The sequence below is a fragment of the Pseudonocardia zijingensis genome (assembly GCF_042657305.1).
GTDB classification, from domain to species: Bacteria; Actinomycetota; Actinomycetes; order Mycobacteriales; family Pseudonocardiaceae; genus Pseudonocardia; species Pseudonocardia zijingensis.
The window spans coordinates 68240-88141 of record NZ_JBHSKO010000019.1 but is presented as its reverse complement, the minus strand read 5'-3'; the positions used below and the strand labels follow the sequence as shown (position 1 = coordinate 88141).

At 74.1% G+C, this 19902-nt stretch carries 13 protein-coding genes and 1 pseudogene; 10 read left to right on the top strand and 4 right to left on the bottom strand.

From position 1 onward, the window contains the following. Positions 1 to 36: 36 nt before the first annotated feature. The gene (gene galE / locus ACFPL3_RS29355; RefSeq protein ID WP_343942070.1) at positions 37 to 996 is read right to left on the bottom strand and encodes a UDP-glucose 4-epimerase GalE; all 960 of its coding nucleotides are present in this window, start codon (positions 994 to 996) and stop codon (positions 37 to 39) included. Positions 997 to 1080: 84 nt separating this feature from the next. Beyond that, positions 1081 to 1806, bottom strand: a complete 726-nt coding sequence (locus tag ACFPL3_RS29350) for a metal-dependent transcriptional regulator (RefSeq protein ID WP_343942069.1) — start codon at positions 1804 to 1806, stop codon at positions 1081 to 1083. Positions 1807 to 1887: 81 nt separating this feature from the next. On the opposite strand from ACFPL3_RS29350, the gene ACFPL3_RS29345 reads away from it, so the two are divergent. The 4 genes from ACFPL3_RS29345 (at position 1888) to ACFPL3_RS29330 (ending at position 8173) form a co-directional block, all read left to right on the top strand. Next, positions 1888 to 2763 carry a sulfurtransferase gene (locus tag ACFPL3_RS29345; protein ID WP_343942068.1) on the top strand — a complete coding sequence of 292 codons (876 nt, stop codon included), beginning with the start codon at positions 1888 to 1890 and terminating at the stop codon, positions 2761 to 2763. Then, on the top strand, positions 2760 to 3929 hold the full coding sequence (locus ACFPL3_RS29340; protein WP_343942067.1) for an acetoin utilization protein AcuC: 1170 nt from the start codon (positions 2760 to 2762) through the stop codon (positions 3927 to 3929). Before ACFPL3_RS29345 ends, ACFPL3_RS29340 begins: the two co-directional genes overlap by 4 nt. Before the next feature lie 5 nt (positions 3930 to 3934). Then, positions 3935 to 6634 carry a bifunctional acetate--CoA ligase family protein/GNAT family N-acetyltransferase gene (locus tag ACFPL3_RS29335; protein WP_343942066.1) on the top strand — a complete coding sequence of 900 codons (2700 nt, stop codon included), beginning with the start codon at positions 3935 to 3937 and terminating at the stop codon, positions 6632 to 6634. A gap of 213 nt (positions 6635 to 6847) precedes the next feature. After that, a complete protein-coding gene (locus ACFPL3_RS29330; RefSeq protein WP_343942065.1) occupies positions 6848 to 8173 on the top strand; it encodes a ferredoxin reductase family protein in 1326 nt (441 codons plus the stop codon). A 25-nt stretch (positions 8174 to 8198) separates the two neighbouring features. Here ACFPL3_RS29330 and ACFPL3_RS29325 read toward each other — a convergent pair whose 3' ends face one another. Then, complete coding sequence (locus tag ACFPL3_RS29325; protein WP_343942064.1) at positions 8199 to 9848, bottom strand: fumarate hydratase; 1650 nt, start codon at positions 9846 to 9848, stop codon at positions 8199 to 8201. 209 nt (positions 9849 to 10057) lie between these two features. On the opposite strand from ACFPL3_RS29325, the gene ACFPL3_RS29320 reads away from it, so the two are divergent. The 5 genes and pseudogenes from ACFPL3_RS29320 (at position 10058) to ACFPL3_RS29300 (ending at position 17045) form a co-directional block, all read left to right on the top strand. Beyond that, the gene (locus tag ACFPL3_RS29320) at positions 10058 to 12427 is read left to right on the top strand and encodes a xanthine dehydrogenase family protein molybdopterin-binding subunit (RefSeq protein WP_343942063.1); all 2370 of its coding nucleotides are present in this window, start codon (positions 10058 to 10060) and stop codon (positions 12425 to 12427) included. 221 nt (positions 12428 to 12648) lie between these two features. Next, a complete protein-coding gene (locus ACFPL3_RS29315) occupies positions 12649 to 13479 on the top strand; it encodes a fumarylacetoacetate hydrolase family protein (protein ID WP_343942062.1) in 831 nt (276 codons plus the stop codon). A gap of 11 nt (positions 13480 to 13490) precedes the next feature. Continuing rightward, positions 13491 to 14219, top strand: a complete 729-nt coding sequence (locus tag ACFPL3_RS29310) for a maleylpyruvate isomerase family mycothiol-dependent enzyme (protein WP_343942061.1) — start codon at positions 13491 to 13493, stop codon at positions 14217 to 14219. A gap of 192 nt (positions 14220 to 14411) precedes the next feature. Then, a pseudogene (locus ACFPL3_RS29305) lies at positions 14412 to 15826 on the top strand (RNB domain-containing ribonuclease). A gap of 118 nt (positions 15827 to 15944) precedes the next feature. Further along, on the top strand, positions 15945 to 17045 hold the full coding sequence (locus tag ACFPL3_RS29300) for a glutamate-cysteine ligase family protein (protein ID WP_343942059.1): 1101 nt from the start codon (positions 15945 to 15947) through the stop codon (positions 17043 to 17045). 13 nt (positions 17046 to 17058) lie between these two features. Here ACFPL3_RS29300 and panB read toward each other — a convergent pair whose 3' ends face one another. Continuing rightward, positions 17059 to 17892, bottom strand: a complete 834-nt coding sequence (panB, locus tag ACFPL3_RS29295; protein ID WP_343942058.1) for a 3-methyl-2-oxobutanoate hydroxymethyltransferase — start codon at positions 17890 to 17892, stop codon at positions 17059 to 17061. A 301-nt stretch (positions 17893 to 18193) separates the two neighbouring features. On the opposite strand from panB, the gene ACFPL3_RS29290 reads away from it, so the two are divergent. Further along, entirely contained in the window at positions 18194 to 19795 is a 1602-nt protein-coding gene (locus tag ACFPL3_RS29290; protein WP_343942057.1) for an alpha/beta hydrolase, read from the top strand. The last annotated feature ends 107 nt before the right edge of the window (positions 19796 to 19902 follow it).

The following is a 19902-nucleotide window of genomic DNA, read 5'->3' as shown; positions in this document are numbered from 1 at the left end:
GCGCCGGTCAGCCCGCCGGTGGCTGCGGTGCCGCGGTCAGGGCGTCCGGGTGCGGGTGAACTCCCAGGCGTCGCGCACGATCGTGGTGAGGTCGGTGCGCTGTGGGCGCCAGCCGAGTTCGGCCTGGGCGGCCTCGCTCGAGGCGATCAGCACCGCCGGGTCGCCCGCGCGGCGGGGCGCCGACACGGCGGGGATCGGGTGCCCGGTCACGGCGCGGCAGGTTTCCACCACCTCGCGCACCGAGAATCCGCTGCCGGAGCCGAGGTTGTAGATCGCGTGCCGCCCCGGCTGCGCGTGCTCGAGCGCCAGCAGGTGGGCGTCGGCGAGGTCGTCCACGTGGATGTAGTCGCGCACGCACGTGCCGTCCGGGGTCGGCCAGTCCTCCCCGTACACCTGCACGGAGTCGCGGGTGCCCATGGCCACCTGCAGCACGAGCGGGATGAGGTGGGTCTCCACCGCGTGCCGCTCGCCGAACGCGCCGTGGGCACCGGCCACGTTGAAGTAGCGCAGGCTCACGGCGGCGAGGCCGTGCGCCACGGCGTACGACCCGATGGCGTGGTCGATGGCGAGCTTGCTCGCGCCGTAGGGATTGGTCGGCCGCGTCGGGGCGTCCTCCCGGATCGGCACCGACTCCGGCTCGCCGTAGGTCGCCGCCGTGGAGGAGAACACCAGGCGGGGCGTTCCGTGCTTGCGCACGGCCTCGAGCAGCCGGAAGCTCGTCACCACGTTGCCGTTCCAGTACAGCTCCGGGCGCTGCACCGATTCGCCCACCAGCGATTTCGCCGCGAAGTGCAGCACGCCGTCGAAGCCGTCGGCGAGCACGTCGTCGGCGGCCTCGGCGAGATCGGCCTCCACGAACCGCGCACCGCCCGGCACGGCGTCCTTGTGCCCGGTGGAGAGGTCGTCGAGCACGGTCACGTCGTGGCCCGCATCCACCAGGTGGGCGGCACACACGCTGCCGACGTAGCCGGCCCCACCGGTCACCAGCAGCTTCACGGCTCTCCTCCTCCAGGTTCGGCGCGCATCGCGCCACACCGTCTCACGACGGGCGCGCGCCGACCCGGAGGGGCCTGGAGTCGATCAGCGCGCCCGCACGAGCACCGCGTGGGCGATGAGCGGTGCCACCGACGAGGAGGCGCCGTTGCTGGCCACCGTCACGGCGTCACCGAAGCGGGAGATCGCGTTCACGTCCACGTCCTGCCCCGGCACGATGCCCGCGGTCTTGAGGTCGGCCATGAGGTCGGCGTCCACCTGCACGTGCTCGGCGATCCGGCGCACCTCCACCGGGCCACCGCCGCGGCGGGCGAACTCGTCGAGCCGCTGCAGGCCCACCTCGAGCACGGGCGGCGCCGACACCGAACGCGCCGTGGTGGCATCGGCCGTGCCCGGCACCAGCTCGTCGAGGCCCGGGATCGGGTTGCCGTACGGGGAGGTGGTGGGGTTGTCGAGCAGCGTCACGAGCTTGCGCTCCACCGCCTCGCTCATCACGTGCTCCCAGCGGCACGCCTCGGCGTGCACGTACTCCCACTCGAGGCCGATCACGTCCACGAGCAGCCGCTCGGCGAGCCGGTGCTTGCGCATCACCGACACGGCGCGCGACCGGCCTTCTGCCGTGAGCTCGAGGTGGCGGTCGCCCGCCACCACCACCAGCCCGTCGCGTTCCATCCGGGCCACGGTCTGGCTCACCGTCGGCCCGCTCTGGCCGAGTCGCTCCGCGATGCGCGCGCGCAGCGGAACGACGCCCTCCTCCTCGAGTTCGTAGATCGTGCGGAGGTACATCTCGGTGGTATCGATGAGCTCGTTCACGCCCCCAGCCCTTTCGTCAAGAGGACATTCTATCGGTGCAACGGCTCGCCGACGCCCCGCCATCCCGGGCAGGATGACCCGGTGTTCGCACCGCTCGATCCTCTGCTCGCCCCGTCCCGGCTCGCCGCGCTCCTCGACCACCCCGATCCGGCGCGCCGCCCGGTCGTGCTCGACGTGCGGTGGCGGCTCACCGGCCCCCCTGCGCGCCCCGACCACGACGCCGCGCACATCCCCGGGGCCGTCTTCCTCGACATGGACACCGACCTCGCCGACCCGCCCGGGCCGGCCGGGCGCCACCCGCTCCCGTCCGTCGAACGGCTGCAGGCGGCGCTGCGCCGTGCGGGCGTGCGCGACGGGTCCCTGGTCGTCGCCCACGACGACGCCCAGGGCGTCCAGGCCGCGCGGGCGTGGTGGCTGCTGCGCTGGGCCGGGTTCGCCGCGGGCACCGTCGCCGTGCTCGACGGCGGGTACCGCGCCTGGGTGGAGGCGGGCCTGCCCACCACGGCCGAGTCCTCCCGGCCGGCGCCCGGCGACGTCACCGTCCGGCCGGGCGGCATGCCGGTGCTCGACGCCGACGAGGCGGCCGCCCTCGCCCGCAGCGGGGTGCTGCTCGACGCCCGGGCGCCCGAGCGCTACCGGGGTGAGCACGAGCCGATCGACCCCAAGGCGGGCCACATCCCGGGCGCCCGCAACGCGCCGGCCACCGACGTGCTGGGGCCCGACGGCCGCTGGCTCCCGCCCGCGGCGCTGGCCGAGTGGCTGTCCGGGCTGGCCGAGGCGGGGGAGGGGGAGGTCGGCGCCTACTGCGGCTCGGGCGCCACCGCAACGGCGCTCGTGCTGGCCGCGGAGCACGCGGGCTTCCGGCCGCCGGACCGGCCGATCGAGCTCTACGTCGGGTCGTGGTCGAACTGGTCGGCGGATCCGCAGCGGCCGGTCGCCACCGGTGCGGCGCCGTGAGCGCGCGCGCCGCCGTCGTCTGGACCCCGGACTTCCTGCGGTACGACCTCGGCGACGACCACCCGCTCGACCCGGTGCGCCTCGACCTCACGATGCGGCTGGCCACCGAGCTCGGTGTGCTGGAGGGCGTCGATCTGCTCGCACCCGACCAGGCCCCCGACGAGGAGGTGCAGCGGGTGCACGTCCCGTCCTACCTCACCGCCGTGAAGTCGGCGCCCGAGCAGCCCTTCGGCGTGGGCCACGGCCTCGGCACCGACGACAACCCGATCTTCCTGGGGATGCACGAGGCCAGCGCGCTCGTCGTCGGCGGGTCGCTGCTCGCCGCCCAGGAGATCGCGGAGGGGCGCGCCGACCGCGCCGTCAACATCGCGGGCGGGCTCCACCACGCGATGCCCGACCGGGCCTCGGGCTTCTGCGTGTACAACGACTGCGCCGTGGCCATCTCCTGGCTGCTCGACCACGGGTTCGACCGCATCGCCTACGTCGACGTCGACGTGCACCACGGCGACGGCGTCCAGGCCGCGTTCTACCGCGACCCGCGCGTCCTCACGATCTCGCTGCACCAGCACCCGATGACGCTGTGGCCAGGCACCGGGTGGCCGGGCGAGTACGGGGAGGGGGAGGCCGCGGGCACCGCGGTCAACCTCCCGCTGCCACCGGGCACCCCCGACGCGAGCTGGCTGCGCGCCTTCCACGCCGTGGTGCCCTCGCTGCTCACCGAGTTCCGGCCGCAGATCCTCGTCACGCAGTGCGGGGTCGACACCCACGTCGAGGACCCGCTGGCCGACCTGGGCCTCACCGTCGACGGCCACCGCACGATCTACCGGGCGCTGCGCGAGCTGGCCACGCACACCGCGGGCGGCAAGTGGCTCGCCGTGGGCGGCGGCGGGTACGGGCTGTTCCGGGTGGTGCCCCGCTCGTGGACGCACCTGATCGCCACCGTGCTCGACCGCGACGTCGAACCCGACCGCCCGCTGCCCGCGGGCTGGGTGGCCCACACGGCAGGCCTCACCGGCAGGCAGCTGCCGATCTCCATGACCGACGGCGCCGCCACCGGGTACACCCCGTGGACCGAGGGTGCCGACCGGGTGGACCCCGCCGTCCTGGACACCAGGCGGGCGGTGTTCCCCCTCCACGGCCTCGACCCCGACGACCCGAGGGACTGACGGGCATGACCACGAGCAGCGAGCCGGCCGCCGCCCCGACGGAAGGCCTCGGATATCCGCAGCACTGGGAGGCCGACGTCGTGGCCTCCGACGGCGGCATCGTGCACCTGCGGCCGATCGTGCCGGGCGACGCCGATGCGTTGCTGCGGTTCCACCAGAGCCTCTCCGAGCGCACCCGCTACCTGCGCTACTTCGGCCCCTACCCGCGGATACCCCCGCGCGACCTCGAACGCTTCACCACGGTCGACCACCGCACCCGGGTGGCGCTCATCTGCCTGCTCGGCGACGAGATCATCGCCGTGGGCCGCTACGAGGGGCTGGGGGCGGGGGCCGACGGGCGGGTCGAGTCGGCCGAGGTCGCGTTCGTCGTGCGCGACGACCACCAGGGCCGCGGGCTGGGCTCGATCCTGCTCGAGCACCTGGCGGCGGCCGCGCGCGAGAACGGCCTGCGCCGGTTCGAGGCCGAGGTGCTGGTGGAGAACCACCAGATGGTCCGGGTCTTCCGCGACGCGGGGTACCAGGTAAGCCGCGAGTTCGCCGAGGGCGTGCTGCACCTCGAGTTCGACATCGACCCCACGGAGCGCTCGCTCGCCGTGCGCGACTCCCGGGAGCAGCGGGCCGAGGCCCGCAGCGTGCACAACGCGCTGCACCCCACCTCGGTGGCCGTGATCGGCGCGTCCACCGACCCGTCGAAGATCGGCCACGCGGTGCTGGCCAACCTGCTGCGCGCCAACTTCACCGGGCCCGTCTACCCGGTCAACCCGGACGCGCGCTCGGTGCGGGGGGTGCGGGCCTACGCCTCGGTCACCGAGATCCCCGACGAGGTCGACCTCGCGGTGGTCGCGGTGCCCGCCGCCGGCATCGACGAGGTGATGGACTCGTGCCTCGCGAAGGGGGTCACCACCCTCGTGGTGGTGAGCGCCGGGTTCGCCGACGTCGGCGGCAGCGGGGTGGTCGCGGAGCGGCGCCTGGTGTCCGAGGCCCGTGCCCACGGCATGCGGGTGATCGGGCCCAACGCGCTCGGCGTCGTCAACAACGACCCCGCGGTGCGGCTCAACGCCACGCTCGCCCCCGATCTCCCCGGCACCGGCCGGGTGGGGTTCTTCTCGCAGTCCGGTGCGCTGGGCATCGCGATCCTCGCGGCGGCGAAGGAGCGCGGGCTCGGCCTGTCCACGTTCGTCTCCGCGGGCAACCGCGCCGACGTGTCCGGCAACGACCTGCTGCAGTACTGGCAGACCGACCCCGACACCGACGTCGTGCTGCTCTACCTCGAGACGTTCGGCAACCCGCGCAAGTTCGCCCGCCTGGCGCGGCGCCTCGCGCGCACCAAGCCGATCGTCGCCGTGAAGAGCGGGCGGCACTCGGGCCCCACCCCCGCGCTCGCCGCCAGCGCGGCCCCCATCGACGACGCCAGCGTGCGGGCGCTGTTCGAGCAGGCGGGCGTGATCCGCGTCGAGACGCTCACGCAGCTGTTCGACACCGCGCTCCTGCTCGCCTACCAGCCGCTCCCGGCGGGGCCGCGGGTCGCCGTGGTGGGCAACTCGAGCGCGCTGGGCGTCCTCGTGGCCGACGCCGTGCTCGACGGCGGCATGGAGCTCGCGGGCCCGCCGGTCGACGTCGGCACGGCGGCGCCGCCCGAGGAGTTCGCCGCGGCGGTCGCCCGGGCCGTCCGCGACGACCCACCGGACGGCGCCGACGCGCTCATCGCCGTGTTCGTGCCGCCGGTCGCCATCCCGGGCGCGGAGTACGCCCGTGCGTTGCGGGAGGCCGTGGCCGGGTCGGACAAGCCGGTGGTGGCGGTGTTCCTCGCCGTGGAGGGGGTGCCCGCCGAGCTGTCCGTCGCGCGGGAGGACGGCTCGCCCGGGCCCGGCTCGGTGCCGAGCTACCCCAGTCCCGAGCGCGCGGCGGCGGCGTTGGCCCGGGTCAGCCGGTACGCGCGGTGGCGGGCGCAGCCGGTCGGGGAGTTCGTCAGCCCGCCCGGAATCGACGCGGAGCGGGCCCGCGCCCTGGTCGCGCGCCTCGGGGCCGAGCGCACCCACAGCCTCGGCGACGACGACGCGGTCGAGCTGCTCGCCTGCTACGGGGTGGCGGTCACCGACTTCCGCCTCGTGTCCCACGCCGACGCCGCGGTCGCGGCTGCCGAGGAGCTCGGGTACCCGGTGGCGATGAAGGCGGTGGGCGACCGGTGGCGCCACCGCACCGACCTGGTGGGGGTCCGGCTCGACCTGGACGCGGCGTCCGGGGTGCGCCGGGCCCACGCCGACCTCGCCCGGCTCACCGGCCAGAACGAGGTCTACGTGCAGCGGATGGCCCCGAAGGGCAGTTCCTGGGTGCTGGAGATCGTGGACGACCCGTCGTTCGGGTCGCTGCTGTCGTTCGGGATGTCCGGGATGGCCACCGAACTGCTCGGCGACCGTGCGTTCCGGGTGGTCCCGGTGTCCGACCAGGACGCCGCCGCGCTGGTGCGCGCCCCGCGCGCGGCGCCGATCCTGGCCGGGTACCGGGGCACCGAGCCGGTTGACCTGGCCGCGCTGGAGGAGCTGGTGCTGCGGGTCGGCCGCATTGCGGAGGATCTGCCCGAGGTGCGCTCGCTCGCCCTCGACCCGGTGCTCTGCTCGCCCGAGGGGGCGTTCGTCACCGGCGCCCGCATCGTCCTCGGGCCGCCGCCCACCCGCCACGACAGCGGCCCGCGGCGGCTGTCGTGAGGCACACCGCTCCGGGTCGGGCGCCCGCGTGCGCCGAGCGGTCGCCGCCGGCCCGCCTGAGAACGCGATGGGCCGGATGGCCACGAGGTCGTCCGCTGTTCGCAGGGACGGCAGGCCGCTCGCCGACGTGCGCCGGCTGCGCGGCCTCATGCGGGCAACCCGGGCTCTCAGGTTCGGCGTGGTGATCACCGTCCGTGGCTAACCTGCCGCGCCGTGAAGCGATTGGCAGCCCGTGCCGCGTGGGCGGTCGCACTGGTGACGTTGCCCGCGGTGCCCCTGGTGATCCTCGTCCGGCTCGGCGGAGGGAACGTCCTCGCGGTGGACATCCCGGTCCTGCTCGGGGTCCTCGCGGTCGTGGCGCTCGCCGCCACCGTTGTCGTGAGCTCGCGGGTGCGGGCTCTCACCAAGGAGCTGGGGATCGAGCAGATCCTGCGGGTGCACCGCTGGTGCGGCCTCGCTGTGCTCGGCCTCGTGCTGGCCCATGTCGCGGCGGTGGTGCTCCGCAATCCCGCCAAGGGACTGGCCTACCTCGACCTGGTGCACGCGTCACCCACGATGCGGTCCGGCACGATCGCCACGCTGGCGTTCGTGCTCCTGACGGTCACCTCGGTGATGCGCCGCCGGCTGCGGTTGACCTACGGGTTCTGGCGGATCGTGCACGTGGCGCTCGCCGCCACCGCGCTCGCCGGGAGCGCGGTGCACGTCGTCCTGCTGGACAACCTCATCCACGCCGACGGGATGGGCATCTGGTTCACCGCGGTCACCGGGAGCCTCGTCGCGGTGCTGGTCGCCCGGTGGGCCGTGCGACCGCTGCAGTCCGGTTTCCGGGTGCTGCGGGTCCGCCGTGAGTCCGGGGACGTCAGCACCCTCGTCCTCGCCCCCACCGGGGATGGGCCCCTGTCCCGCCGCCGCCCGCTGACGTTCGCCCCGGGCCAGTTCGCCTGGCTGCGCCTGCGTCGCTGGGGTCTGTTCGCCGACCACCCGTTCACGATCGCCTCTGCCGTGCGCGCCGACGGCACGGTGGAGTTCACGGTGCGCCACGTCGGCGACTACACGCACAAGCTGGGCCGGCTGAGCCCGGCGGCGCGGGTCTACCTCGACGGACCGCACGGCGCGTTCAGCGTGGACAACACGCACGCCACCGGGCTCGTCCTCCTCGCGGGCGGCGTGGGCATCACACCCATGATCAGCATGCTGCGCACCCTCGCCGACCGCGGGGACCGCAGGCCCCACCGGCTGCTGGTCAGCGGCCGCACACCCGAGGACCTGCTGTTCGCCGATGAGCTGCGCGAGCTGCAGGAACGCCTGCACCTCACGGTCGTGCCCACGCTGACCCAGCCGCATCCGGCCTGGCGCGGCCCGATCGGCCGGATCGACGCGGACATGCTCACCGCCGTGCTGCCCGGTCCGTTCCGGCGCAACCAGCTCGACTACTTCCTCTGCGGCTCGCCCCCGTTCGTCGACGGGATGGTCAGCACGCTCGACGACATCGGCATCCCCCGCCAGCGGATGCACACCGAGCAGTTCGAGACCGCCTGACCGGCGGCGGGCCGCGGGCCGCTTCCTACCGGCGGAAGGAGATCTGCAGGGTCGGCTGGCTCACCCCGGCGAAGAAGTCGTTGCCCTTGTCATCCACCACGACGAAGGCGGGGAAGTCCTCCACCTCGATGCGCCAGACCGCCTCCATGCCGAGCTCGGGGTACTCGAGCACGTCCACCTTGCGGATGCAGTCCTGGGCGAGCCGGGCGGCGGGACCGCCGATCGAGCCGAGGTAGAACCCGCCGTGGGTGGCGCAGGCATCGGTCACCTGCTTCGACCGGTTGCCCTTGGCCAGCATCACGAGCGAGCCGCCCGCGGCCTGGAACTGCTCCACGTAGGAGTCCATCCGCCCGGCCGTGGTGGGGCCGAAGGAACCCGACGCGTAGCCCTCGGGGGTCTTGGCCGGGCCGGCGTAGTACACGGGGTGGTCGCGCATGTACTGCGGCATCGGCTCGCCGGCCTCCAGCCGCTCGGCGATCTTGGCGTGGGCGATGTCGCGGGCCACGACGAGCGGGCCGGTGAGCGACACGCGCGTCTTCACCGGCAGCGTCGAGAGCTGCGCGCGGATCTCGGACATCGGACGGTTGAGGTCCACGTGCACGACCTCGTCGGACAGGTCGTCCTCGGTGGTCTCGGGCAGGAACCGGGCCGGGTCGCGCTCGAGCTGCTCCAGGAACACGCCCTCGGGGGTGATCTTGGCCTTGGCCTGGCGGTCGGCGGAGCACGACACCGCGATCCCCACGGGGAGCGAGGCGCCGTGGCGGGGCAGCCGGATCACGCGCACGTCGTGGCAGAAGTACTTGCCGCCGAACTGGGCGCCGATCCCGAACTCGCGGGTCAGCTCCAGCACCTGCTGCTCCAGGTCGTGGTCGCGGAACGCGTGCCCCAGCTCGGAGCCCTGGGCGGGGAGGTTGTCCAGGTAGCGGGCGGAGGCCAGCTTGGCCACCTTGAGCGTGTACTCGGCCGACATCCCGCCCACCACCACCGCGAGGTGGTAGGGCGGGCAGGCGGCGGTGCCGAGGGAGCGCAGCTTCTCGTCGAGGAACGCCGCGAGCTTGCGCGGGTTCAGCAGCGCCTTCGTCTCCTGGTAGAGGAAGGTCTTGTTGGCCGAGCCGCCGCCCTTGGCCATCACCAGGAACTCGTACTTCGGCGCCTGTCCCGGTGCGGTGTACAGCTCCACCTGGGCGGGCAGGTTGGTGCCGGTGTTCTTCTCGTCCCAGAACGAGGTGGGGGCCATCTGGGAGTAGCGCAGGTTCAGCTCGTCGTAGGCCTCGAACACGCCCTGGGAGATCGCGCGCTCGTCGTCACCTCCGGTGAGCACGGTCTCGGTGCGCTTGGCCACCACGATCGCCGTGCCGGTGTCCTGGCACATCGGCAGCACCCCGCCCGCCGACACGCACGCGTTGCGCAGCAGGTCGGTGGCCACGAAGCGGTCGTTGGGGGACGCTTCCGGGTCGTCGATGATCGCGCGCAGCTGCGCGAGGTGCGACGGACGCAGCATGTGCTGGATGTCGCGCACCGACTCGCGCACGAGCGCGGTGATCGTGGGGGGCTCGATCTCGAGGAAGGTGCGGCCCGCCGCCTCGACGACGCGGCCCGGGGGTAGGTCGAGGAGCCGGTAGTCGGTGTCGTCCGGGCCGAGGGGGAGTACGTCGGTGTGGTGGAACTGGGGCACCGGGTGAAACTAACAGCGCACCGGGGCCGGGTGCGCAGAACGGGGGAGAATGGGTCGGGAGGCCGGACCGGCCCCCGACCAGTCCGACCTCCCGTCGAGTGCGCGCCCGACTGGCCGACGCGCGAAGCCTCCGGTGGGAGAGGTTCTCCCGACAACGGGCCCACGTCAACTTCTGGGCATCGGCCGCCGGTGAACCGTAGGGTCACCACATGCCTGGCTCGATTCTCGGTACCTCCGTTCGCCGCGTCGAGGACCGTGACCTCATCACCGGTGCAAGTACCTACGTCGGAAACCTCGATCTCGAGGGCGTCCTGCACCTCGCGTTCGTCCGCTCCCCGTTCGCCCACGCCGTGATCACCGGGATCGACACGGCCGCCGCCGCGGCCGCCCCGGGCGTGGTGGCCGTCCACACCGCCGCCGACCTCGACCTGCCCGCCCACCACGGCCTCATGGTCGTGAACAAGGACCTGCCGCGCCCGCCGCTGGCCACCGACCGGGTCCGGTTCGTGGGGGAGGCGGTCGCCGTCGTGGTCGCCGAGACCAAGGCCGCCGCCGTCGATGCCGCCGAGCTGGTGGAGGTCGACTACGACCCGCTGCCCGCGGTGGTCGACATGGAGGCCGCGCTCGAACCCGACGCCGAGCTGCAGTTCCCGGCGCTGGGCAGCAACCTCGCCGACGGCCACCGCTCCACCGACGAGGACGTGCTCGCCGACGCCGAGGTGGTCGTGCGGGGGCGGCTGGTGAACCAGCGGGTGGCCGTGATGCCGATGGAGGGCAACGCGATCGCGGTCCTCCCCGGGGGCCACGAGGGCGAGGACCACGACCTCACGATCTGGGTCTCCACCCAGATGCCCCACGGCTTCCGCGCCCAGGCGGCGGCGCTGTTCGGGCTCGAGCAGGACCGCGTGCGGGTGATCGCGCCGCACGTCGGCGGCGGGTTCGGCGGCAAGGCGGGAATGATCGCCGAGCACACCGCAGCGGTCGGGATCGCGCGGGCGCTCGGCAGGCCCGTCACGTGGGTGGAGACGCGGTCGGAGAACCTGGTGTCGATGCCCCAGGGCCGTGGGCAGGTGGCCTACTACGAGCTGGGCCTCACCCGCGACGGCGTGATCACCGGGCTGCGGGCGCGGGTCGTGGGCGACAGCGGGGCGTACGCCGGGTTCGGCGGTGGCCTCGTGTTCATGTCGACGCACACGATGGCCACCGGGGTGTACCGGATCCCGAAGCTCGCGTTCGAGGGCGCAATCGCGCTCACCAACACCACGCCGATGGGCGCCTTCCGCGGTGCGGGCCGCCCGGAGGCCACGGCGCACATCGAGCGGATCATGGACCTCGCGGCAGCCGAGCTGGGCATCGACCCGGTGGAGCTGCGGCGGCGCAACTTCATCCAGCCCGACGAGTTCCCCTACCAGACCCTCTCCGGGGTGCGCTACGACATCGGCGACTACGACCTGCCCCTGCGCGAGGCGCTGCGGATCGCCGACTACGAGAAGCTCCGCGAGGAGCAAGCCACCCGGCGCGAGGGCGGCGACCCGGTGCAGCTCGGCATCGGCGTCAGCGTGTACGTCGAGATCACCGGTGGCGCGGGCGACGAGTACGGCTCGGTCACCGTGCACCCCGACGGCTCGGCCACCATCTCCGCGGGCACGTCGGCCCACGGGCAAGGCCACGCCACGTCGTTCGCCATGGTCGCGAGCGAGCGGCTCGGCATCCCGATCGAGAAGATCCGGTTCGTGCAGTCCGACACCGCCACGGTGCCGCGCGGTGGGGGCACAGGTGGGTCGCGGTCGCTGCAGATGGCGGGCAACGCCGTCCAGGCTGCGGCCACCGACGTGCTCGAGCAGGGCCGCAAGCGGGCGGCCGCGATGCTGGAGGCGTCGGTCGACGACGTGCAGCTCACCGAGGACGGCGAGTTCGGGGTGGCCGGTGTGCCGTCCGCGACGATCACCTGGGCGCAGGTGGCGAGCGGGGCGGAGGCCGAGGGCGAGCAGCTGTTCGCCGGCCTGGACTTCCACCAGGACAGCGCCACGTTCCCGTTCGGGGCGCACGTCGCGGTGGTGGAGGTCGACACCGACACCGGCCGGGTCACCCCGCGGCGCATCGTCGCCGTGGACGACTGCGGCCGGGTGCTCAACCCGCTGATCGTCGAGGGGCAGCAGCACGGCGGGCTGGCGCAGGGAATCGCGCAGGCGCTGTACGAGGAGGTCGTCTACGACCCGGACGGCCAGCCGCTCACCGGCACGCTCGCCGACTACCGGATGCCGAGCGCGGCCGACCTGATGGTGTTCGAGGCCTCCAACACCGAGACGCCCACGCCGCTCAACCCGTTGGGGGCCAAGGGGATCGGGGAGTCGGCCACGGTCGGCTCCACGCCCGCGGTGCAGAACGCCGTGGTCGACGCGCTCAGCGCGCTCGGCGTGCGGCACGTCGACCTGCCGTGCACGCCGGAGCGGGTGTGGCGGGCCGTGCAGGACGCGCGTGCCGGGCAGCTCGCGCAGCCGTGGCGCGAGCCGCCTGCCGTCTTCGCCACGCTCCCGGTGCGCAGCCAGAGCGGCGACGCCGGCGAGGGCACCATCTGACGGGCCGACCCGCCGGACCACCCGCACCCGGGCGGCGACTCGCGGCCCGGGTGCGGTCGTCCGGGGCCCCGGATCGGGTGAGCGCCGATCGGTTCTTCCCGTTCGTCCGATCCAGGGCTTCGGTGACGGATGCCGGTTCCGTGATCGTCTCGGCCCCCCGATCGTGTGCCGCGCGGCCGGTTGGGCGACACTGCCGCCGTGACGACCGGTGAGGAGTGCGAATGAGGCTCGCGACGATCCGCACGGCGGCAGGCAACCGTGCGGTCCGGGTGGATGCGACGGCTGCGGTGGAGACGGGGGAGGCCGACGTCCGCGCGCTGCTCGAACGACCCGACTGGGCCGAGCACGCCGCGGCAGCGGCCGGGCCGTCGCACGCGCTCGACGGGCTGGACTACGCGCCGCTCGTGCCCTCGCCGGAGAAGATCATCTGCGTCGGGCTGAACTACCGCGACCACGTCCTCGAGATGGGCAACAAGCTCCCCGACCACCCCACGGTCTTCGCGAAGTTCGCGCCCGCGCTCGTCGGCGCCCACGACGACATCGTGCTGCCGCGGGTGTCCACGGCCATCGACTGGGAGGTCGAGCTGACGGTCGTGATCGGGCGGCCGGTGCGGCACGCCACCCCCGAGCAGGCGCAGGCGGCGATCGCCGGCTACACCGTGCTCAACGACGTGAGCGTGCGCGACTACCAGCGCCGCACCTCGCAGTTCCTGCAGGGCAAGACGTTCGAGCGCTCCACCCCGCTGGGGCCGTGGCTCGTGACGCCCGACGAGCTCCCGGACGGCGGCTGGGAGGTCTCCACCGTGCTCGACGGCGAGACGATGCAACGCTCCTCCACTGCGGAGCTGGTGTTCAACCCGGTGGACCTGGTGGTCTACCTGTCGGAGATCGTCACGTTGAACCCGGGTGACGTGATCGCCACCGGCACGCCGGGCGGGGTCGGGCACGCCCGCAAGCCCCCGCGCTACCTCACCGACGGGGCGGAGCTCGTCACCCGCATCGAGGGGATCGGCGAGTGCCGCAACACGTGCCGGCTCGAGGCCGCGTCGTGAAACATCGCGCCGTGAGCGTCGCCGGCACCCGTTCGCTCGCCCACACGCTCGCCTGGGCGGGCGACGGCGCCGCGCACCTGCGGGGCCTCATGATGCGGATGGGCCACGACGCGTTCGCCGCACCCTCGGCCCTGCCGGGCTGGAGCCGCGCCCATGTGCTCACGCACCTCGCGCGCAACGCCGACGCGCTGATCAACCTGTTGGACTGGGCGCGCACGGGGGTGCGCACCCCGGCGTACGCGAGCCGCGAGCAGCGCGACGCCGACATCGAGGCGGGCGCGGCCCGGCCCCCGGCGGAGATCCGCGCCGACGTGGTGGAGACCTCCGACCGGCTGGCGCGCGTGGTGCGGGCGATGCCGGAGCAGGCCTGGTCGGCGCAGGTCCAGAACGCGCAGGGGCGGGACCTGCTCGCCGTCGACATCCCGTGGCTGCGGGCCCGCGAGATGTGGATCCACGCGGTGGACCTCGACGTCGGTGCCTCGTTCGCCGACATGCCGGCCCCGATGGTCACGGCGCTGCTGGCCGACGTCACCGTGGCGATGGGGGAGAAGCCGGACTGCCCGCCCCTGCACCTCGTCGCACCCGACGGCTCCACGTGGGACGTCGGCGACCGGGCGGCGGCCACGACGATCTCCGGCCCGGCCCCCTCCCTCGCGGCCTGGCTGCTCGGGCGCAGCAAGGGACGTGAGCTGCGCAGCTCGGCCGGCCGCACCCTCCCGGCCCTGCCCCGCTGGCTCTGACCCGCGGACGCGGCATTCGCCCCGCGAGCCGCGAGACTCGCCGCGCCAAACGGGAGACTCGCGGGGCAAGGGCGCGAGTCTCGCGTTTGCGGGCGTGAGTTGCGCGTTCCGTGGGCCGAGTCGCGCGTCGGCCGCCGGGTGCGCTCGCCGTTGCCGCCTCCGCGCGGTGGCGGGTCGTGGGAGGCTCGCGTCGTGCAGCCGCCACCGCGTCCCGTTCCCGACTTCGACGCCGTCCGCAGCGAGTTCGCGCTCCCCGACACTTCCCTCCCGGCGTGCTGGCCGAGGCCGCACGGGCGGCGGCCGACGGGCCCGTGACTGGCGGCGGGCGGCGGGACGCCACGGACGTCGAGCTGGTGACGATCGACCCGCCCGGCGCGAAGGACCTGGACCAGGCGCTCGGGGTGGTGCGGCGCGGGTCGGGCTTCCGGGTGCACTACGCGATCGCGGACCTGGGTGCCGTGGTGGTGCCGGGCGGCGAGCTGGACCTGGAGGCGCGCAGGCGGGGGCAGACGGTCTACCTGCCGGACGGGTCGGTGCCGCTGCACCCGCCCGTGCTCTCCGAGGGGGCCGCGAGCCTGCTCCCGGACGGGCCGCGTGCCGCGGTGCTGTGGACGATCGACCTGGACGACGCGGGCGAGCAGGTCGCGGTGTCGGTGGAGCGGGCGGTGGTGCGGTCGCGGGCCCGCCTGGACTACGCGGGCGTGCAGGCCGACGTGGACACGGGGCGGCTGCACCCGGCGCTGGCCGCGTTCGCCGAGCTGGGTCCGCTGCGCCGGGCGCACGCGGTGCGCCGCGGCGCGATCGAGCTGGAGCTGCCGGAGCAGGAGGTGGTGCCCGACGGGGCGGGCGGCTGGACCGTGCGGGTGCGCCGCCGGCTCGACGTCGAGTCGTGGAACGCGGAGATCTCGCTGCTCACAGGGATGGCGGCGGCGAGCATGATGCTGGAGGCGGGCGTCGGCCTGTTGCGCACGTTGCCCGCGCCGGAGCCGGATGCGCTGGCCGCGTTCCGGCGCGCCGCCCGTGAGCTCGGGTTCGCGTGGCCGGACACCATGCCGGTGGCGGAGGCGCTCGCCGGGTTGCCCGCCGACTCGCCCTCGGCACTCGCGCTGCGCCGGTCGGCCACCGTGCTGCTGCGCGGTGCGGGGTACGGCGCGTTCGACCGCTCCGCGGGCACCGAGCCGCCCGCCGACGCGGGCCACGGGGGGATCGGCGCCCCGTACGCGCACGTCACCGCGCCGTTGCGGCGGCTGGTCGACCGGTTCGGCACCGAGGTCTGCCTCGCGGTGAGGGCGGGTGCCGAGCTGCCGGACTGGTTGCGGGAGGCGCTCCCGGCCCTGCCGGACGTCATGGCTGAATCGGACTCCGTGGCGGGCCGGGTGGACCGCGCGTGCGTGGACCGCGCGGAGGCGGCGCTGCTGACCGCGAGCGTCGGGCGGGAGTTCGACGCGGTGGTGTTGCGTGCGGACGGGGAGGCAGGCGAGGTCTACGTGCCCGACCCGCCGGTGCTCGCACGCTGCACGGGCGAGCTCACCGCGGGCGCCGTGGTGCGGGTGCGCCTCGCCGTGGCCGACCCGGCGTCCGGCCGGATCGAGTTCGCGGCCCCCTGAGTCGCCGTCTGAGCCGCCCTCTGTGCCGGCGTCTCGGCGAACGGAGCCCATGGGACGGCTGGTGAGGCTACCCTCATTCGCGGCGGGCGGTCCGCCACGATCACGGGGAGGTGGGCCGGTGCGCGAGCGCGCGTTCCGCTACGGCATCGAGCACGAGATCGCCCTCGTGCACGCAGACGGAGGGTTCGCCGACTACACCTCCACCACGTTCGAGGAACTGCAGTCCGTGGTGGACGCCCTGCCGGAGGACGCGGCCGACTACCCCGACCTGCGCATCGGTGACCAGGGGATCAAGCGCAAGCGCTGGTACGTCGAGGGCTACGAGCGCTTCGACGAGCACGGCGGTCTGGTGCGGTGTGATCCGAAGGGGCTCGAGGTCCGCACCCGCATCCACGGCTCGGTCGAGGCCGCCGTCGCCGCCCTCCAGGAGGATCTGCGGCTGCTCGACGCGCAGCTGGCGCACACCGGCCTGCGCGCCACCACGGTCGCGTTCAACCCCGTGCGCTCGGAGTACCGGATCGAGCCGCCGCTGAACGCGTGGGAGCGCAGCCACCGGCAGGACTCGCCGGAGGAGCGCACCGCACACCTGCACATGTCGACCTACGGCCCTGACCTCAACCTGTCCTGCGCCGACCTCGACGAGGCCGCCGTCGTCGACGCGGGCCGCAAGCTCACGCACTACAGCCCGTGGCTGGTGCCGCTGTCGTTCTCCTCGCCGTTCCGCGACGGCGGGCCGTGGGGCGGGTTGTCGGCGCGCACGGCCGTGCGCACCGGTGCGCGGCCCGCGGCGCTCGTGTTCCTCGCCGGGGAGGAGGGGCAGCTCGCGGCCGACCCGTCGCTCACCCAGGTGGCGCGCCTGCCCGCCGAGGTGGGCCGCATCGAGTTCAAGGCGTTCGACGCCTGCCCCGACCCGCGCTTCTACGGCGAGCTGCTCTCCCTGCTCACCGGAATCGTGCTGGACGACACGCTGCCGGGCAGGCGCACCACCCCGGACGCCGGCCTGCACAAGCACGTGGCCGGGGTCGGGCTCGCCGACGACGACGTGCACGCCGGCACCGGCGAGCTCCTCGACGCCGCCGAACGGGCGCTGGCCGACCGGCCCGCCGACCTCGCCCGGCTCGCGCGGCTGCGCGAGCGCTGGCGCCGGCGGGAGTCACCCGCCGACGCCATGCTGGCGGCCTACCACGCGGGCGTGCCTGTGGCCGGGCTGCGCCCCTGACCAGGGCCGCTGATCAGGTGTAGGAGTGCTCCGGCGCCGGATAGTGGCCGTCCGCCACGTCGGCGCCGAAGCGGCGGGCCGCGTCGAGCAGCACCGAGCCGACGTCCGCGTACTGCTTCACGAACCGCGGCTTGCGGCCCCGGTTCATCCCGGCCATGTCGGACCAGACGAGCACCTGCGCGTCGCAGTCGGGGCCCGCGCCGATCCCGATCGTCGGGATGTCCAGCTCGGCCGTCACGCGCTTGGCCACGTCCGCCGGCACCATCTCCAGCACCACCGAGAAGGCGCCGGCCGCCTGCAGGGCGAGCGCGTCCTCGACGAGCCGGTCGGCCGCGTCTCCACGGCCCTGCACGCGGTAGCCGCCGAGCGCGTGCTCGCTCTGCGGGGTGAAGCCGAGGTGCGCCATCACCGGGATGCCCGCGCCGACGAGGGCCTCGACCTGCGGCACGAACCGCGTCCCGCCCTCCAGCTTCACGGCGTGCGCGCCGCCCTCCTTCATGAAGCGGAACGCGGTGGTGAGCGCCTGCTCGGGGCCGATCTGGTAGCTGCCGAAGGGGAGGTCGGCCACGACGAGCGCGCTGCTGGCTCCCCGCGTGACAGCCTTGACCAGCGGCAACAGCTCGTCGACCGTGACGGGCAGGGTGTTGTCGTAGCCGTAGACGTTGTTGGCGGCGGAGTCGCCGACGAGCAACACCGGGATGCCGGCGTCGTCGAAGATCTCCGCGGTGTAGGCGTCGTAGGCGGTGAGCATGGCCCAGCGCTCACCGCGCTGCTTGAGCGCGTGCAGGTGGGGGATGCGGGTGCGCTTCGGCCGCTCCACCGAGCGGTACGGCGACTCTTCTGGCATCGCTGTCCGTCCTCCCTCGAGGCCCATCGGGTCCCCGGGTCGTCGGGTGCTGACGGGAGAAAGCGTGACATCGCTGGGGAGGTCGGGGCGCGTGGCTGGGACGAGGTTCACACCGTGGGGATCTGACCTCGCGAAATGCGGATCTCGCCCCTCGAGACGGGAGACTCGCGCTGGTGGGGGCGAGTCTCCCGGCTCAGGAGGCGAGTTGCACGTTCCGTGACCGGAGTTCGCCGCGGGCGTCACCGAACGCGCCCGGACGGCACACCGAGCGGAATCGTGGGCCGCTGGCATGCTGGGTGCCGTGCTCGACCCGATCCGCTCCGTCGTCATCGCTGCCTGCTCCGCCGCGCTCGTCCTGTCGGGGTGCAGTCAGCCGGCGGCGCCGGAGCCCGACCCGGCACCCCCGGCGCCTGCGCCTGCACCGGGGCCGCCCGCCGAGCTCGCGCCCTTCTACGACCAGGAGCTGTCCTGGGGTCCCTGCCCGGACTACGCCACGAACGCGCAGGACCGCACGGCGTTCGACGACCCGGAGCTGGAGTGCGCGCGGCTGGAGGTCCCCCTCGACTACGCGGCGCCGCAGGGGCGCACGGCCCAGGTCGGCGTGCTGCGCGACCGGGCGAGCGGCGACCCCATCGGCTCGCTCCTGGTGAACCCGGGCGGGCCGGGAGCGTCCGGGATGAGCCTCGGGGCCACGATGGCGCGCCGCCTGGCGGACAGCCCGCTGGCGGAGCGGTTCGACCTCGTCGGCTTCGACCCGCGCGGCGTCGGGGCGAGCACCCCGACCATCGACTGCCTGGACGACGCCGAGTGGGAGGTGGAGCGCGCCGATCTCGACGTCGACCCGTCACCGGAGGGCGTGGCGCAGACGGAGGCGGAGAACCAGCAGTACGCGCAGCGCTGCATCGAGCGTTCCGGGGGCGCGGACGTGCTGGCGAACGTCGGCACGCGCGACGTGGTGCGCGACATGGACATCCTGCGCGCGGCGCTCGGGGACGAGAAGCTCACCTACCTCGGCTACTCGTACGGCACGCGGCTGGGCTCGGCGTACGCGGAGGCGTTCCCGCAGAACGTGCGGGCGCTCGTGCTCGACGGCGCGCTGGACCCGCGGCAGTCCACGGTGCAGCGCACGGTGGACCAGAGCGCGGGCTTCCAGCAGGCCTTCGACGCGTTCGCCGCCGACTGCGCGCGGCAGCCGGCGTGTCCCCTGGGCACCGACCCCGCGCAGGCCACGGCCGCCTTCCAGGCCCTCACCCGCCCGCTGATCGACCGGCCCGCGCCGGCCTTCGGCGGTGAGCGCACGCTCTCCTACCCTGACGCGGTGACGGGCACGATCCAGGCGCTGTACGTCTCGGACCTCTGGCCGGTGCTCTCGGCCGGGCTGTCCGCGCTCGCGAACGGGGACGGCTCGGTCCTGCTGCGGCTCGCGGACATGTACAACGACCGCGGCCCGGACGGCCACTACGGCAACGGCATCGAGGCGTTCATCGTGATCAGCTGCATCGACGAGGAACGCATCACCGACCGGGCCGAGCAGGGCGAGCTGGTGCGGCGGTCCAACGAGGCGGCGCCGTTCCGCGACGACCGGCGGGGCGTGGTGGCGGCGCTCGACCCGTGCGCGTTCTGGCCGTCGCCGCCCACGAGCGAGCCGCACGTCCCGCAGGTGGACGGACTGCCGCCCACGCTGACGGTCTCCGTGACGGGTGATCCGGCCACGCCGTACCAGGCCGGGGTGGACCTGGCGGAGGCGCTGGAGGGCAGCCTGCTCACCGTGGAGGGCGCGCAGCACACGGTGGCGCTGCAGGGCAACACCTGCGTCGACGACATCGTCAGCGCCTATCTCGTCGACCTGCAGCTGCCGGCCGACGGCGCGCGGTGCAGCCTCGCGCCTCCTCCTGGAAGGTGACCTGTAACACACCCGGGTGCGGCCGCGATCAGACGAGTAGGGCCCGGTGAGCCGAGGGGAGCACCACCCGGTGCTACCGGACCGTGGACAGCGCCCGCCCGGGCACG

Bases quoted from the DNA above. Each gene is read 5' to 3' on its own strand.
- ACFPL3_RS29335 (WP_343942066.1), top strand. From the start codon at position 3,935: ATGACCACGAGCAGCGAGCCGGCCGCCGCCCCGACGGAAGGCCTCGGA.
- ACFPL3_RS29320 (WP_343942063.1), top strand. From the start codon at position 10,058: ATGCCTGGCTCGATTCTCGGTACCTCCGTTCGCCGCGTCGAGGACCGT.
- ACFPL3_RS29315 (WP_343942062.1), top strand. From the start codon at position 12,649: ATGAGGCTCGCGACGATCCGCACGGCGGCAGGCAACCGTGCGGTCCGG.
- panB (WP_343942058.1), bottom strand. From the start codon at position 17,892: ATGCCAGAAGAGTCGCCGTACCGCTCGGTGGAGCGGCCGAAGCGCACC.